The sequence below is a fragment of the Porphyrobacter sp. YT40 genome (assembly GCF_006542605.1).
Lineage (GTDB): Bacteria > Pseudomonadota > Alphaproteobacteria > Sphingomonadales > Sphingomonadaceae > Erythrobacter.
This window is the reverse complement of the sequence record NZ_CP041222.1, coordinates 1,446,303-1,460,053: the sequence shown is the minus strand read 5'-3', so window position 1 is coordinate 1,460,053 and position 13,751 is coordinate 1,446,303. Positions and strand designations below refer to the sequence as shown.

Here is a 13,751-nt window from a genome sequence, read left to right as displayed (position 1 = left end):
TTGTTTCTGTCTGGCTATGTCGTCAGGCGTGGGGCAATTTCAAGGGCGTTTACCTTGTCCCTGTGAATTGGCCGGAACCTGTCCCCTGCGTTTTGCCTCTTGAGCCTTGGCCGAAGCGCGCGCAAACCGGTGCGCATGAACCATCGCTCCTTCGCCCGCCCCGCGCTCGGCCTGCTGCTTGCGACCTGCGCCGTCCCCGCCCTTTCCCAGAATGCCGCTCCGGAGGCCGAGTCCGCCCCCGCCGACCGCGCGGCGATGGCCGAGTTGCTGGCAGCGGACGAATACATCCTGCGCATTCAGGCCTTGGACGACAATGGCCCACGCCTCAATGCGGTGATCGATTACGACCCCGCCGCCCCGGTGAAGGCGCGGCAGTTGCTCGGCACGGGTATGCTGCGCGGGCGCACGGTGCTGGTGAAGGACAATGTCGAGACCGCCGAATGGCCCACCACCGCGGGCAGCCTTGCGCTGAAGGACAACGCCACGGGCCGCGATGCGCCGCTGATCGCGCTGATGCGCAAGAATGGCGGCGTGGTGCTGGGCAAGACCAATCTTTCCGAATGGGCCAACATCCGCTCCGACAATTCGACCAGCGGGTGGAGCGCGGTGGGCGGGCTGACGCGCAATCCATACGCGATCGACCGCAATTCCTGCGGCTCGTCGAGCGGCAGCGGGGCGGCGATTGCGGCGGGCTTCGCCTGGGCCGCGATCGGGACCGAGACCAACGGGTCGATCACCTGCCCCGCAGCGATCAACGGCCTCGTCGGGTTCAAGCCCAGTGTCGGGATCGTCAGCCGCACCCATGTGGTGCCGATCTCCTCCACGCAGGACACCGCGGGGCCGATGGCAAAAACGGTCTATGACGCCGCACTGCTGCTTACCGCGATCGCCGGAGAGGACGCCGCCGATCCGGTCACGCGGGAGGCCAAGCGGGTCAAGGACTATACCGAGGGGCTCGACACCGCCTCATTGCAGGGCGTGCGAATCGGTGTGCTGCGGTCTGCGGTCGGTAGCCGCGCGGACGTGAAGGCGCTGTTCGAGGCGGCGCTGGCCGATCTGACCCGCGCGGGCGCGGTGCTGGTGGACGTCGAATATGCCCCGCCGGGCGAGATGTGGCAGGCCTCGCTCCCCGTGCTGCTCTACGAACTGCGGGTGGAGATGGACAAGTATCTCGCAGGCCGCCCGGTCAGCACCGGGCCGCGCAGCCTTGCCGAAGTGGTCGCCTTCAACAGCGCCAACGCGCGCGAGGAATTGCGCTGGTTCGGGCAGGAGCTGTTCGAACAGGCTCTGGAGACCACCGATGCCGAGGCTTACCAAAAGAACCTCGCCACCCTGCGCCGTCTGACGCGGGCCGAGGGGATCGACAAACTGCTGGCCGACAACAAAGTCGCTTTCCTCGTCGCGCCCACCACCGGCCCGGCGTGGACCACGGACCTCGTCAATGGCGACAATTTCGCGGGCCGAATCGGTGCGGGCTATCTGGCGGCGATCGCGGGCTATCCGCACATCACCGTGCCGATGGGCGCGGTCGAAGGCCTGCCGGTGGGGTTCAGCATCATGGGCGGCCAGTGGCAGGACCACGCCGTGCTGAAGGCCGGTGCGGCCTACGAAAAGGCGCGGACAGCCGTGCTGCCCGCGCCCCGATTCCGTCCCTGGCGTCCGGCGGGGGAGTAAGCCCCCCGCCTTGTCTTGGTGCGCCCCCGCGAAGGCGGGGGTCTCCCGAAGCAAGGCGCCCTCCAGCATGAGGCCCCCGCCTGCGCGGGGGCTCGCGCAGACTTACTTCTTCGCAGCCGCCTTCTTGGCCGGGGCCTTCTTCGCGGCAGGCTTTTCCTCGGCAGCAGGCTCGGCCTTGCTGGCGGCGGCCTTCTTCGCCGGTGCCTTCTTGGCGGCAGGCTTGGCCTTTTCCTTGGCCTCATCCGCCTTGGCGGCAGCCTTCTTGGCCGGGGCCTTCTTGGCAGCGGGCTTTTCCTCGGCTGCCGGAGCGTCCTCGGTCTTGGCTTCCGTCTTCTTGGCCGGGGCCTTCTTCTTGGCCGGAGCCTTCTTCGGGGCCGGAGCGGCTTCGGCGGTCTCTTCCGCCTCGATCGCGGCCTGAAGTTCCTCGACGGTTACTTCGCGCTCGGTGACTTCGGCCTTGTCGAACAGGAAGTCGACGACCTTGTCTTCATAGAGCGGCGCGCGCAGCTGGGCGGCGGCCATCGGCTCGGACTGGATGTACTGCACGAAACGCTCGCGATCCTCGGCGCGGTACTGCATCGCGGCCTGCTGGATCAGCATGCCCATTTCCTGCTGGGTCACTTCCACGCCGTTGGCCTGGCCGATTTCCGAGAGCAGCAGGCCCAGACGCACGCGGCGTTCGGCGATCGAACGATATTCGTCTTTCTCGTCCTCGATCTGCTTCAGCGCATCGGCCGGGTTCTCGTCATTGGCGGCTTCCTGCTGGAGCTGCGCCCAGATCTGCTGGAATTCAGCCTCGACCATCGTGCCGGGGACTTCAAAGCTGTGACCTGCGGCAAGCTGATCGAGCAGCGCGCGCTTCATCTGCGTGCGGGTGAGGCCGGCGGTCTGCTGTTCGAGCTGCGCCTTCATGATCTCGCGCAGCTTGTCCATGCTGTCGAGCCCGAGGCTCTTGGCGAAATCGTCGTCGAGCGTGGTTTCGGTCTCGACCTTCACCGCCTTGACGGTGACATCGAAGGTGGCTTCCTTGCCCGCCAGATGTTCGGCCTGATAATCGGCCGGGAAGGTGACGGTGATGGTCTTTTCCTGACCGGTCTTCACGCCCACGAGGCTTTCTTCGAAACCGGGGATGAAGGTGCCCGAACCCAGCACTAGCGCCGCATCCTCGGCCTTGCCGCCTTCAAACTCCACGCCGTCGAGCTTGCCGACGAAGTCGATGATCAGCTGGTCGCCGTCCGCCGCCTTCTTGGTCTTGGCGGCGTCCTTGTAGCTCTTGTTCTGGCCAGCGATGTTGCCCAGCGCTTCGTCGACCTGCGCGTCGGTGACGGGCACGACCAGCTTTTCGAGCTTCAGCCCATCGATGCTCGGCGCGTCGATGGTGGGCAGCACTTCGAGGCTGACGATGATTTCGGCGTCCTTGCCCTGCTCGTAATCGTCCTTCAGGCCGATTTCGGGCTGCATCGCCGGGCGCAGCGCTTCGTCGCGCATCAGCTTGTCGACCGATTCGCGGATTGCGTCGTTGACCACCTGACCGTGCAGGGCCTCGCCGTGCATTTTCTTGACGAGGTTGGCGGGCACCTTGCCCGGACGGAAGCCGGGCATCCGCACCTGCGGAGCGACCTTCTTGATCTCGGCATCGATCTTCGCCGAAAGCTCGGCGGCCGGGATCGTGATGGTGTAGGCGCGCTTGAGCCCTTCGTTGACGGTCTGCTTGGTCTGCATGGTGACTGGTCTGAAGCCTTCTTGCAAAAAATCCGAGGGTACGGGCTGGTCCGGGGCGAAATTTGGTGCGGGCGAAGGGACTCGAACCCCCACATCTTGCGATACCAGAACCTAAATCTGGCGCGTCTACCAATTTCGCCACGCCCGCATGCCCGAACGAAGCCGCGCGGGGAACCGGTGAAGGCACCCCGCGCGTATCAGCCGCCGCCCTTATCCGCCGCAAGCCAAAAGGGCAAGCACAGACCGCAATGCCGCCCAAAGCAGCACATTCGCAGGACCCACGTAGAATCGTCTAAGTAGTTTCCTTCGCGTCATTTTGTGGACCATTTCGCGCGTCTTGCGGTTCTCGCGGCATCAAAGGGGGAACCGACCATGGCTTCGTTCAAACCACCTTCGACCTATGCGAAACCGGCAGAGCCGGCCCCGCCCGAACTTGCGGCGCGCACGATCATCAGCGCTCGCTTTGCCGAACGATACGGCGCGGCGCGGCAATGCGCATTGTGCAGACTTGTGGGGGAGGACCGTCCGGGTTCGATGTGCGCGGGGCCACTTGGCGAGATCGAGTGCGGGGGACACCTGCCGCTCTACACGCAAACGCTCGATGCACAGATCGAGGAACGCGATGATGCCCGCACCGCGACAAAGTATGTTGCCCCTTAGCCCGGGCTTGCCTATCGGGCGCGATCATGACCGATAAAGATTCCTCGCCCGAAACCGCGCCCATCACCGCTGGCGCAGACGTTCCGCCCGATCACCTGTCGGTCAATCCGCGCAGCCCCTTCTTCGATGGCGAGAAGCTGCAGCGCGGGGTCGGCATCCGCTTCAAGGACCGCGTGCGGACGGATATCGAGGAATATTCGATTTCCGAAGGCTGGGTGCGGGTGCAGGCGGGCAAGAGCGTGGACCGCAAGGGCCAGCCGCTGACGATCAAGCTGACCGGCCCGGTCGAAGCCTGGTACGAAGACTTGGGCGAGAACCCGCCGGTCGCCAAAAAGGGCTGACACCGAGGAGGGTTGGCCCTCCTCGCTTGCCAAAACCGCGATTTGCGCCCACTTGGCGGCGGTTATGCCCCTCCCCAAGAAGCCCGAAGTCGTCATCATCGGCCGCCCCAATGTTGGCAAGTCCACGCTGTTCAACCGGCTGGTGGGCAAGAAGCTCGCGCTGGTCGATGATCAGCCGGGGGTGACGCGCGACCGGCGCATGGGTGATGCGGTGATCGCGGGACTGCACTTCACCATCGTCGATACCGCCGGGTGGGAGGACGAGGACGAACTCAGCCTCCCCGGCCGAATGCGCAAGCAGACCGAGGCGAGCCTCGCGGGTGCGGACGCGGCCGTGTTCGTGATCGACGCGCGCGCCGGGCTCACGCCGCTGGATGAGGAAATCGCCCGCTACCTGCGCGAACAGGAAGTGCCCGTGGTCGTCGTCGCCAACAAGGCCGAGGGCAAGGCGGGCGAAAGCGGCGCGATGGAAGCCTATGCACTGGGCCTTGGCGAGCCGCTCGCGATGTCGGCGGAACATGGCGAGGGCATTGCCGACCTGTTCGGCGGGCTTTGGCCGATCATCGGCGCCAAGGCCGAAGAATGGGAAGAGGCGAACGACGTCGAGCGCGCAGAATATGCCGCGATGGACGAGGAAGATCGCCCCTCCGGCCCGCTGAAGCTCGCCATCGTCGGGCGGCCCAATGCGGGCAAGTCGACGCTGATCAACCGCCTGCTCGGCGAAGACCGGCTGCTGACCGGCCCCGAGGCCGGGATCACCCGCGATTCGATCGCGATCGACTGGGAATGGACCGACCCCAAATCGGGCGAGACCCGCGAAATCCGCCTCATCGACACGGCGGGGATGCGCAAGAAGAAGAACGTCACCGAAAAGCTCGAAAAGCTCTCGGTCGCCGATGCGCGGCGGGCGGTGGATTTTGCCGAGGTGGTGGTGCTGCTGCTCGATGCCACCCAAGGTCTCGAACATCAGGACTTGAAGATCGCCAGCCTCGTCCTCGAAGAGGGGCGTGCGTTGATGATTGCGATCAACAAGTGGGACGTGGCAGAGGACGCGAGCAAGCTGTTCAACGGCATCCGCGCGGCATTGGACGACGGGCTGGCGCAGGTGCGCGGGCTGCCGCTGTTCGCCGTCAGCGCCAGAACCGGCAAGGGTCTCGACCAGATGCTCGGCGCGGCCTTCGAACTGCGCGAAGCGTGGTCGAAGCGGGTGCCGACCTCGGCGCTCAACCGCTGGTTCGACGACGCGATGGAGGCCAACCCCCCGCCCGCGCCCGGTGGCAAGCGGATCAAGCTGCGCTACATCACCCAGGCCGGCACACGCCCGCCGCGCTTCGTGATCTTCGGCTCGCGGCTCGACCTGCTGCCCAAGAGTTACGAGCGCTATCTCGTCAATGGCATCCGCGCCAAGCTGGGCTTCGACGCGGTGCCGGTACGCGTGACGCTCAAGACCAACAAGAACCCGTACGCCAAGGACTGAGCGCAGGCATGGAAAGCCGCGACCTGTTTGCCGCCGCCTGCTTTGCAATCGTCGTCACCATGGTCTTGCTCAAGCTGCGTTACGGTCCGGGTTCCCGGCGGCGCAAGGCTGCGTTCACGCCTGCGCCCAGTCCTCTCATTCGCAAGGGCAGGATCATCGTCAGCGGATTGAAGATGGCTCAGGCCAACGCCATGCTCGCCGATTTTGCCAGGCTCTACGATCTTGACGCCGCGACCTTTGCCGTGGCTGATTCGGGCGAGGCGGTGAGGGTCAGCTGGACGCGCCCGATCACCACCGACACGGCGCTGTTTCTGGTCAATTATCTCGCCTACCCGAGCGATGATCGCTTGCCCGGCAGACAGGTCGAGGTCGCAGGCGTCATTCCGGTGCCCGCGGAGATCGCGCCCAAGGGCGTAGCGGCAGGAACTCTCGCCAAGATTTTCGTGCCCGAGGACGACACCGAACACGATCTGGTCCACGCCCTGACGGCAGATGGGCGTGCGTTCCGGATCAGCTTTACCCGCATGGCGTGGGAGCCGGTCGCCGCAGCGCACGCGTCGGGCTGGGTTTCCCGTCTCGCCTTCGCTACGGAGAACTGATGCTTATCGATCTTCTCTCCGCCGCCGCCGACACGCCCTTCGCGCTCGAAATCCTAGAGCGCACCGCCTCCACCCCGCGCGTGCAGCAGGTGGTGCAGCTTTCGCTCGCCCCCGCGTTTCTGCTCAGCGGGATCGGCGCGGTGATGAATGTGATCATGAGCCGCATGATCTGGATCGCCAAGCGGATCGAGACCATCGAGGACAAGATGGAGGAACACCGCACGCCGCGTCAGGTGCGCGAGTTCGGGTGGCTGATGCGGCGGCGGCGGCTGATGCAGGGCGCGATCATGTTCTCGACCGCCGCGGCGGTGATGATCAGCGCGGTGATCATGCTGCTGTTCGTTTCGGCCTATATCACCGCCCAGATCGGCACCCTGATCGCGGCCCTGTGGGTGCTCACGATGGCGCTGCTGGTGACCGGGCTGGGGTTCTTCCTGTTCGAGACCCGGCTGGCGGCAATCGGGGCGCAGCCGCCCAAGGAATGACAAAGGGGCGGAAGCCGTTGCCCGGCCCCGCCCCCCTTTTCATTCAGCCTTGCGGCCAGCCGCTTACTTCTCGCCCGCCGGCTTGCTCTGCAGTTGGCAGTAGTTGTGCAGGCCCATGCGCTCGATCATCTCGAACTGGGTTTCGAGGAAGTCGACGTGCTCTTCCTCGTTCTTGAGGATGTAGTCGAACAGGTCGCGGCTGACATAATCGCGCACGCTTTCGGCATATTCGATCGCGTCGCGCAGCAGCGGAATCGCCTCTTCCTCGAGCGCGAGGTCAGCCTTGAGGATTTCCTCGACCGTCTCGCCGACCTTCAGCTTGTGGATCGCCTGGAAGTTGGGGAGCCCGTCGAGGAACAGGATGCGCTCGGCCAGCTTGTCGGCGTGCTCCATTTCCTCGATCGATTCGTGCCGCTCGTACTCGGCCAGCTTGGTGATGCCCCAGTGATCGAGCACGCGGTAATGCAGCCAGTACTGGTTGATCGCGGTCAGCTCGTTGGTGAGACACTGGTTGAGATAGTCGATGATCTTGGGGTCGCCCTTCATCGGGATGTCCTTTGCGAAATGTCAAAGCCGGTTGCGGCGTTGCGTGCAATCTACACGCTGCCGGGGTTTGTTCGCAAGGGGCGGGCGATGAATATCTTTGCGAATCAGTCGCTTGCGAGGCATTCGCAATCGCGGGTCAGGCGGGTTCTACTGCGAGGAAATCGCAACGCGCGGCGGCACGCTCGGCATCGATGATTTCCTGCGCTTCATCAAGGCACTGGCCGCAATTGGGCCGCTTGCCGAGGCAGGCATAGGTCGCCTCTGCGTCCCCTTCGCAAGTCAGCGCAGCCTTGCGCAAATCATTCTCACGGATGGCATTGCAGATGCAGATGTACATGAGCGCGCGAATCTTTCCTGCGAAGCGTTTGCAGGAGCCAGAATATGCGAACTACTCTCAATAACAAGTGGTTTTTTGTTTTGCCCTCAAGCGCCGGGCGGCAAACATCCGTCCGCCTCGGCTTTCGCGCCACAAAGCGCGGCGCGCGGTCGCGCTTGCGGCCCGTCCGTTGGCGGGCCGAACCAGCGCTCAAGCGCACGGCTAGCGCGTGCCGTTACCTCTTCAGCGGAAACACCGTCCGATAGGTCAGGCACCGCCACAGCCATTCGAGCGGGCCGTAGCGATAGCGGTCGAGCCACGCCTTGCTCCATGCCAGCATAAGCACCCACGCCAGCGCCACCACGATGTAGAGCTGCGGGCGGTTCAGCTGGCCGAACAGGCCGAGCGCCCAGCCGTGGAAGACCAGCATCATAACCACCGAGGTGCCGAGGTAATTGGTGAAGGCCGCACGCCCCGCTGCCCGCACCCGCTCGCCCAGCCAGCCGGTCGCGGACGGCGCCCAGGCGACCAGCAGCGCGGCGAGGCCGAGCACCATCCACAGCCGCGGCAGCGGGCTCATCCCGACGAATCCGGCGAGCGTGCCGTAATAGCTGAACCCGCTCGCCTGTACGATCAGCCCGATCCCCAGATGCGCCAGCCCGCCCGCGATCAGTCCGATCCAGCCCCAACGCAGCAGCTTGCCCCGCTCGACTCCGCCGTTGAAGAACCCCATCCGGTAGAGCGCCACCCCGATCAGCATCAGCGGCAGGGTCTCGAAGCCGAACAGGAAGGCGTTCATCAGCGGCTCGTTCCACTGTTCGGTGATCCGGTGCGTGACCAGCGTGGCGTAGTCGCCCGAGGCGATCGCGGCATTGGGCACTTCGCTTCGCGCGAGCGTGTTCTCGATTTCGGCGACCATTCCGGCGCGCTGTTCCAGCAATTCGGGCGCGCTCTCGCCGAACGGCGTGTCGACGATCAGCCAGGGCAGCAGCAGCCCGGTGTAAAACAGCACGCCCAGCATATAGCCCGCGAGCCCCACCCACAGCTGCGCCTTGATGCTCCACCTGAGGCAGGCGAGCGCGACGAAGCCGAACAGCGCGTAGTAGAACAGGATGTCGCCGGTCCAGATGAAGAAGAAATGCACCATCCCGAACAGCATCAGGATCGTCAGCCGCCATGCTTGCAGCCGCCGGGTCGCGCCGCGCGCCCAGGCCTTCTCCATGAAGAGATACATCCCCGCGCCGAACAGCAGGGTGAAGAGCCCGCGCATCTTGCCGTCGATCAGGATGAACTGCGCAATCCACATCCAGCCGCCGGGATCGCCCGGATCGGTCTGGAAGGCGGCCGGATACATGTAGGCGTCCATCGGCTGCCCGAAGGCGACGATATTGGCGGCGAGGATGCCCATCACCGCGAGGCCGCGAATGAAATCGAGCGTGTCGATCCGCTGCGCTGCCGCGACCGGCGCGATGGTTTGCGGCGTGTCGCCGAACACGTCCTCGGCGGCTTGCGGCGAAAGCGTTGCGGTCATGATGGCTGATCCCCCGGCCTGATATTGACCGGGGAGAGTAACGATTCGCGCGCGCTTGGGAAGGCCCGCCGGTCGATTCCGGTCGGGCCTCCGTCTGGCTAGCCTTGCCCGGCGACCACGCAGGCCTTGCCGTCACGCTTGAGCGCGGAGCAGGCGCGGGTGGCTTCGGCCTCGCTGGCAAAGCCGGTCGCCATCAGGCGGGTGAGCTTGCCGGTCGGCACCAGCGCCTTGCGGGTGCCCGACAGCGCGGCGTGACTGCCGAGCTGGCTCCACAGCTTGTCGGCATTGGAAGCCACTCCGAAAGCGCCCAGCTGCACGCGCCAGCGCCCCTGCTGCGGGCGCTGGGCGGCGGGCACGGGGACAACCGTCGCGGGCCGCGGAGCCGGAGCTGCCGCAACCGTCGTCGGCACGGCCGGTTTGGGCGCAGTGGTGACAACGGGCACCGGAGCAGGAGTGGGATTGGAGGTGGGAGCGGCAGGACGCATCGCCAGTTCGACCGAAGCCATCTCGGCCGAGCGCTGGGCGCGGGCGGCCTCTTCCAGCTGGCGCGCGAGAGTCTGGGCCTGCGCGCGCTGCGCCTGCGGGACATATTGGTCCATCTGCGCCAGTGCATCGCCCGCCTGCGGCAGTCCGGCGCTGTTCGCCAGCGTCATCAGCGCATAGGCGCGCACCCAGTCACGCGGGGCGTAATCGGCGTTGAAGTGCGACAGGCCCAGCACATATTGCGCCCGCGGATCGCCGCGATCGGCGGCGGCCTTGATCAGCGGCATGGCGCGTTCCTGCTCGCCTTCCTGAAACAGCATCAGCCCGTAATTGTCGGCCGCCTTCACATGACCGAGGCTCGCCGCCTCTTCATAGAGCTTGCGCGCCCGGGCATTGTCGAGCTCGACCCCGCGCCCGAGGCGATAGGCCTGTGCGAGGTTGAACAGCGCGTCGGGATCGCCCTGCGCCGCCGGGCCCTGCCATTCCACCACAGCGCGGTTGAAATCGCCCGCGCTCCACGCGTCGACCCCGGCCTTCACATCGGCCATCGCCGGTGCCGCCAGCAGCGCCAGCAACGCCGCCGCTGCGCCCGCAGCCGTGCCAGCCGCTCTGTTCGTCACCATGATTCGCGCCATCGCCTGTGCCTCGTCAAAAGCGGGAGAGAGGCGCAAACCTACCGCAAACACGGTTAGCAAATCGTTGCCACACGGCCCGTCGCCCCCCGGAGTGCTCCAAGTGCCTGATGCGGCTCAACACAGTCTTCAACGAAGCTGCGCGTCATTAACTCTAAATTAGGGGTATCCTGCGATCCCCATGGCAGACCAGCCGTTGTCAGGCGCTGCAATAGGGCGGCGACGCAGCGGTTCAATCCATGGGGGACCCAGGCGTTGCGTGTACTCGCTTTGGCATCGCAGAAAGGTGGATCGGGCAAGACCACCCTGTCCGGACATCTCGCCGTCCAGGCCCAGCGCGCAGGCGCTGGCCCGGTCGTGCTGATCGACATCGACCCGCAAGGCTCGCTGGCCGATTGGTGGAACGAGCGCGAGGCGGAATATCCTGCCTTCGCCCAGACCACCGTTGCGCGCTTGGCGAACGACCTTGCCGTTCTGCGGCAGCAGGGCTTCAAGCTGGCGGTAATCGACACCCCGCCCGCGATCACCATGGCGATCCAGTCGGTGATCTCGGTCGCGGAGCTGATCGTCGTGCCGACCCGCCCTTCCCCGCACGATCTGCGCGCCGTGGGCGCTACGGTCGATCTGTGCGAGCGTGCGGGCAAGCCGCTGGTGTTCGTCGTCAACGCGGCGACCCCCAAGGCCAAGATCACTTCGGAAGCCGCCGTCGCGCTGTCGCAGCACGGCACGGTCGCCCCGATCACGCTTCACCACCGCACCGATTTCGCCGCCTCGATGATCGACGGGCGCACGGTGATGGAAGTCGATCCCGAAAGCCGCTCGGCGGCCGAGATCGCCGCGCTGTGGCGCTACATCGCCGACCGGCTTGAAAAGAACTTCCGCCGCACCGTGTTTGCCGCGGCCCCCAATGGCATGGGCCAGCAGCTCGGCGGCGTGCCGCGTCCGGCGGGTGGCTTCGGCCGCCGCGTGGCGCAGTAAGCGGCAAAAGGGGGCAGGCAAGGCCATGTCGGATTCCAGCTTCGCCTCGCTCGGCCCTTCGCTGCTCGCCCGCAAGGGCGGCGCGAAGCCCGCGATGCGCCCGCAGGTGGCGCCGCTGGTCGTCGACCAGGCGGCGGTGCCCGAAGAGGCGCTGGAGGATCTCGGCTGGAACGACATGGGCGATTCGGACCACGACACCGCTCTGGCCGATGGCGCCGAGGTCGTGCCGATCAATGGCGATGTCGCCGCCGATGGCCACGGTGCCGGTATCAGCCCGGTGGTTCGCCGCCAGCAACGCCGCCTCGAAGAGCGTGTGCTCGCCGACGCTGCGATGACCGGCCCGGAAGACACCGATTCGGAATATGACGCGCTCGGGGACGACGAGAGCGAAGACTACGAAGCCGAAGATTACGAATCGGACGATTACGACGACGGCCCGATCTATGGCGAAAGCTACCTCGATTCGGACGAAGACGAGGGTGAGGAGGACGTCAGCGACGCCGCTTTTGCATCGCTCGCCCCCACGCAGGCTCCGATCGCCGTGCCCGTCAGCGTTCCCGCACCCGCGCCCGCGCCGCGTCCGGCCCGCAAGCCTGCCGCGCAATCGGGTCGCCGCGCCGCCTTCACGCTCCGGCTCGATGCCGAGCGTCACCTGAAGCTGCGCCTTGCAGCGACCATGCAGCAGGTCAGCGCGCAGGCGCTCGTGACCGAGGCGCTCGACCGCCTGCTCGCCGAATATGACGATCTCGACGTGATCGCCAAGCATCTGAAACGCCACTGATTCGCAACCGATCAACCGACCACCACGTGAACCACCACGACCTACGGGGGAAATGACCATGGACCGCAGCATCAAGACCGGCAGCAAACTCGCGCCGCGCTTTGCGCTTGTCGTCACCACGGCAATTGCCGGGCTGGCGATGGCCAGCATCAGCGCCGAGGCCGCACCGCGCGCCGACAAGTCCTTCGCCGAGGCGCAGAACGCGCTGGCCAAGGGGCAGGTCGACAAGGCGATCGCTCATGCCGAGGCCGCGGTTTCTGCCGATCCGCGCAATCCGGGCTACCGCGCGCTGCTGGGGGCTGCCTATCTCGAAGCGGGCCGGTTCCAGTCCGCCGCGACCAGCTTCAACGATGCGATGGAGCTGGGTGACAGCAATCCGCGCACCGTGCTGAGCTTTGCGCTCGCCAGCATCGCGCTGGGCGACAGCGGCGCGGCGGTGAGCATGCTCGACGCCAATTCGCAGGTGATCGACCCGGCCGACATGGGCCTCGCCCTCGCACTCGCCGGTCAACCGGAGCGCGGCGTGCACGTGCTCGTCAATGCCGTGCGCGGTGCCGATCAGGTCACGCCGAAGCTGCGCCAGAACCTCGCCTATGCCTACGCGCTGGCGGGCAACTGGCGCGCGGCGCGGGTGATGGCAGCAGAAGACGTGCCAGCCGATCAGCTGGAAGCGCGCATGGCTTCGTGGGCTGCGATGTCCGCGCCCGAACTCTACCAGCAGCGCATCGCCAGCCTGCTGGGCGTGCGCGCGCGCGCCGATGGCGGCCAGCCGCAGAACCTCGCGCTGGTCAATTTCCCGGCGGCCGACACGATGATGGCCGCTGCCGAAGCCACGGTGGACGAAGCGCCGGTCGAACTCGCCGCCGCCCCTGCTCCCGCACCCGTTGCCGTCCCGGCCCCGGTCCGCGCGCCGACCTCCACCTTCGCGCAGGCCTTCGAAGCGCCCGAGACGAGCGCCCCGGTCGCTGCCCCGGTCAGCACCGGCGGCATCCGCTACGTTTCGAACCCGGTGGTGCAGGAATTGCCCGCCAGCGCCGTGTCGCGCGCGCCGACTCGCGTTGCCGCCGCCGCGCCTTCGCCCGCGGCCAAGGCATCGCCGAAGAGCTCGCAGCGCCGCATGGTCACTGCGGCTGCGCCCGACATGAGCGACAAGTCGGCCGGCACCCACCTCATCCAGCTCGGCTCCTATGACAGCAAGGTCGAGGCCGAGCGCGGCTGGACCGTGCTCAAGAGCAAGTTCCCGCAGCTCAAGGATCACAAGCCGGTGATCACCCAGGCGGTGGTGAACGGGCGCACCTTCTGGCGCGTGGCTGCCGACGGCTTCGGCCCGAAGAGCGCGCGGTCGATGTGCGGCACGGTCAAGTCGGCCGGTCGCGGCTGCTTCGCCTATGCCGCCACCACGCCCCCGGCGGGCGCGGTCAAGCGCGACGTGCAGGTCGCCTCGCGCGGCCGATAAGACTTTCCGCCCTTCACGGGCATGAGCAAACCTCGCTCCCGGATGGCCAGCGCTGTCCGGGAGTTGTTTT

Annotated in this window: 14 protein-coding genes and 1 tRNA gene; 9 read left to right on the top strand and 6 right to left on the bottom strand. The window is 66.3% G+C overall.

Going from position 1 to position 13,751, the window contains the following annotated elements; all coding sequences use genetic code 11:
* Nucleotides 1-135 precede the first annotated feature (135 nt).
* Nucleotides 136-1,674: an amidase gene (locus E2E27_RS06850; RefSeq protein WP_141458262.1), complete on the top strand. Its 1,539-nt coding sequence runs from the start codon at nt 136-138 to the stop codon at nt 1,672-1,674.
* Nucleotides 1,675-1,776: 102 nt separating this feature from the next.
* Here E2E27_RS06850 and tig read toward each other — a convergent pair whose 3' ends face one another.
* Complete coding sequence (gene tig / locus E2E27_RS06845) at nt 1,777-3,396, bottom strand: trigger factor (RefSeq protein WP_141458261.1); 1,620 nt, start codon at nt 3,394-3,396, stop codon at nt 1,777-1,779.
* A 63-nt stretch (nt 3,397-3,459) separates the two neighbouring features.
* Nucleotides 3,460-3,544, bottom strand: a tRNA-Leu gene (locus tag E2E27_RS06840).
* 224 nt (nt 3,545-3,768) lie between these two features.
* Between E2E27_RS06840 and E2E27_RS06835 the strand changes: the two genes are divergently transcribed.
* The 5 genes from E2E27_RS06835 (at nt 3,769) to E2E27_RS06815 (ending at nt 6,958) form a co-directional block, all read left to right on the top strand.
* Complete coding sequence (locus E2E27_RS06835) at nt 3,769-4,056, top strand: hypothetical protein (RefSeq protein WP_141458260.1); 288 nt, start codon at nt 3,769-3,771, stop codon at nt 4,054-4,056.
* 26 nt (nt 4,057-4,082) lie between these two features.
* A complete protein-coding gene (locus tag E2E27_RS06830) occupies nt 4,083-4,397 on the top strand; it encodes a DUF3297 family protein (RefSeq protein WP_141458259.1) in 315 nt (104 codons plus the stop codon).
* A gap of 64 nt (nt 4,398-4,461) precedes the next feature.
* Complete coding sequence (der, locus tag E2E27_RS06825; protein ID WP_141458258.1) at nt 4,462-5,874, top strand: ribosome biogenesis GTPase Der; 1,413 nt, start codon at nt 4,462-4,464, stop codon at nt 5,872-5,874.
* Nucleotides 5,875-5,882: 8 nt separating this feature from the next.
* The gene (locus E2E27_RS06820; protein WP_141458257.1) at nt 5,883-6,473 is read left to right on the top strand and encodes a hypothetical protein; all 591 of its coding nucleotides are present in this window, start codon (nt 5,883-5,885) and stop codon (nt 6,471-6,473) included.
* Entirely contained in the window at nt 6,473-6,958 is a 486-nt protein-coding gene (locus E2E27_RS06815) for a DUF2721 domain-containing protein (RefSeq protein WP_141458256.1), read from the top strand. The genes E2E27_RS06820 and E2E27_RS06815 overlap by 1 nt, the downstream gene beginning before the upstream one ends.
* A 63-nt stretch (nt 6,959-7,021) precedes the next feature.
* On the opposite strand, the gene bfr is transcribed toward E2E27_RS06815, so the two are convergent.
* The 4 genes from bfr to E2E27_RS06795 form a co-directional block, all read right to left on the bottom strand.
* Complete coding sequence (gene bfr, locus E2E27_RS06810; protein ID WP_141458255.1) at nt 7,022-7,504, bottom strand: bacterioferritin; 483 nt, start codon at nt 7,502-7,504, stop codon at nt 7,022-7,024.
* Between the two features lie 136 nt (nt 7,505-7,640).
* Nucleotides 7,641-7,841 (bottom strand): (2Fe-2S)-binding protein, encoded by a 201-nt coding sequence (locus E2E27_RS06805; RefSeq protein WP_141458254.1) that lies wholly within the window; start codon nt 7,839-7,841, stop codon nt 7,641-7,643.
* Between the two features lie 214 nt (nt 7,842-8,055).
* Complete coding sequence (locus E2E27_RS06800; protein WP_141458253.1) at nt 8,056-9,351, bottom strand: DUF418 domain-containing protein; 1,296 nt, start codon at nt 9,349-9,351, stop codon at nt 8,056-8,058.
* Between the two features lie 98 nt (nt 9,352-9,449).
* Nucleotides 9,450-10,469 carry an SPOR domain-containing protein gene (locus tag E2E27_RS06795; RefSeq protein ID WP_234036223.1) on the bottom strand — a complete coding sequence of 340 codons (1,020 nt, stop codon included), beginning with the start codon at nt 10,467-10,469 and terminating at the stop codon, nt 9,450-9,452.
* Nucleotides 10,470-10,721: 252 nt separating this feature from the next.
* Here E2E27_RS06795 and E2E27_RS06790 point away from each other — a divergent pair, with 252 nt between their 5' ends.
* From E2E27_RS06790 to E2E27_RS06780, 3 genes are read left to right on the top strand one after another with little or no spacing between them, the layout of a single operon-like run.
* Nucleotides 10,722-11,444, top strand: coding sequence for an AAA family ATPase (locus E2E27_RS06790; RefSeq protein WP_141458252.1), 723 nt, complete (start codon nt 10,722-10,724; stop codon nt 11,442-11,444).
* Nucleotides 11,445-11,469: 25 nt separating this feature from the next.
* Complete coding sequence (locus E2E27_RS06785) at nt 11,470-12,225, top strand: hypothetical protein (RefSeq protein ID WP_141458251.1); 756 nt, start codon at nt 11,470-11,472, stop codon at nt 12,223-12,225.
* Nucleotides 12,226-12,283: 58 nt separating this feature from the next.
* On the top strand, nt 12,284-13,681 hold the full coding sequence (locus E2E27_RS06780; protein WP_181443613.1) for a tetratricopeptide repeat protein: 1,398 nt from the start codon (nt 12,284-12,286) through the stop codon (nt 13,679-13,681).
* Nucleotides 13,682-13,751: the final 70 nt, after the last annotated feature.

Bases quoted from the DNA above. Each gene is read 5' to 3' on its own strand.
- E2E27_RS06800 (WP_141458253.1), bottom strand. From the start codon at position 9,351: ATGACCGCAACGCTTTCGCCGCAAGCCGCCGAGGACGTGTTCGGCGAC.
- E2E27_RS06805 (WP_141458254.1), bottom strand. From the start codon at position 7,841: ATGTACATCTGCATCTGCAATGCCATCCGTGAGAATGATTTGCGCAAG.
- E2E27_RS06850 (WP_141458262.1), top strand. From the start codon at position 136: ATGAACCATCGCTCCTTCGCCCGCCCCGCGCTCGGCCTGCTGCTTGCG.
- E2E27_RS06835 (WP_141458260.1), top strand. From the start codon at position 3,769: ATGGCTTCGTTCAAACCACCTTCGACCTATGCGAAACCGGCAGAGCCG.
- E2E27_RS06830 (WP_141458259.1), top strand. From the start codon at position 4,083: ATGACCGATAAAGATTCCTCGCCCGAAACCGCGCCCATCACCGCTGGC.
- der (WP_141458258.1), top strand. From the start codon at position 4,462: ATGCCCCTCCCCAAGAAGCCCGAAGTCGTCATCATCGGCCGCCCCAAT.
- E2E27_RS06820 (WP_141458257.1), top strand. From the start codon at position 5,883: ATGGAAAGCCGCGACCTGTTTGCCGCCGCCTGCTTTGCAATCGTCGTC.
- E2E27_RS06780 (WP_181443613.1), top strand. From the start codon at position 12,284: ATGGACCGCAGCATCAAGACCGGCAGCAAACTCGCGCCGCGCTTTGCG.
- E2E27_RS06785 (WP_141458251.1), top strand. From the start codon at position 11,470: ATGTCGGATTCCAGCTTCGCCTCGCTCGGCCCTTCGCTGCTCGCCCGC.
- bfr (WP_141458255.1), bottom strand. From the start codon at position 7,504: ATGAAGGGCGACCCCAAGATCATCGACTATCTCAACCAGTGTCTCACC.
- tig (WP_141458261.1), bottom strand. From the start codon at position 3,396: ATGCAGACCAAGCAGACCGTCAACGAAGGGCTCAAGCGCGCCTACACC.
- E2E27_RS06815 (WP_141458256.1), top strand. From the start codon at position 6,473: ATGCTTATCGATCTTCTCTCCGCCGCCGCCGACACGCCCTTCGCGCTC.
- E2E27_RS06795 (WP_234036223.1), bottom strand. From the start codon at position 10,469: ATGGCGCGAATCATGGTGACGAACAGAGCGGCTGGCACGGCTGCGGGC.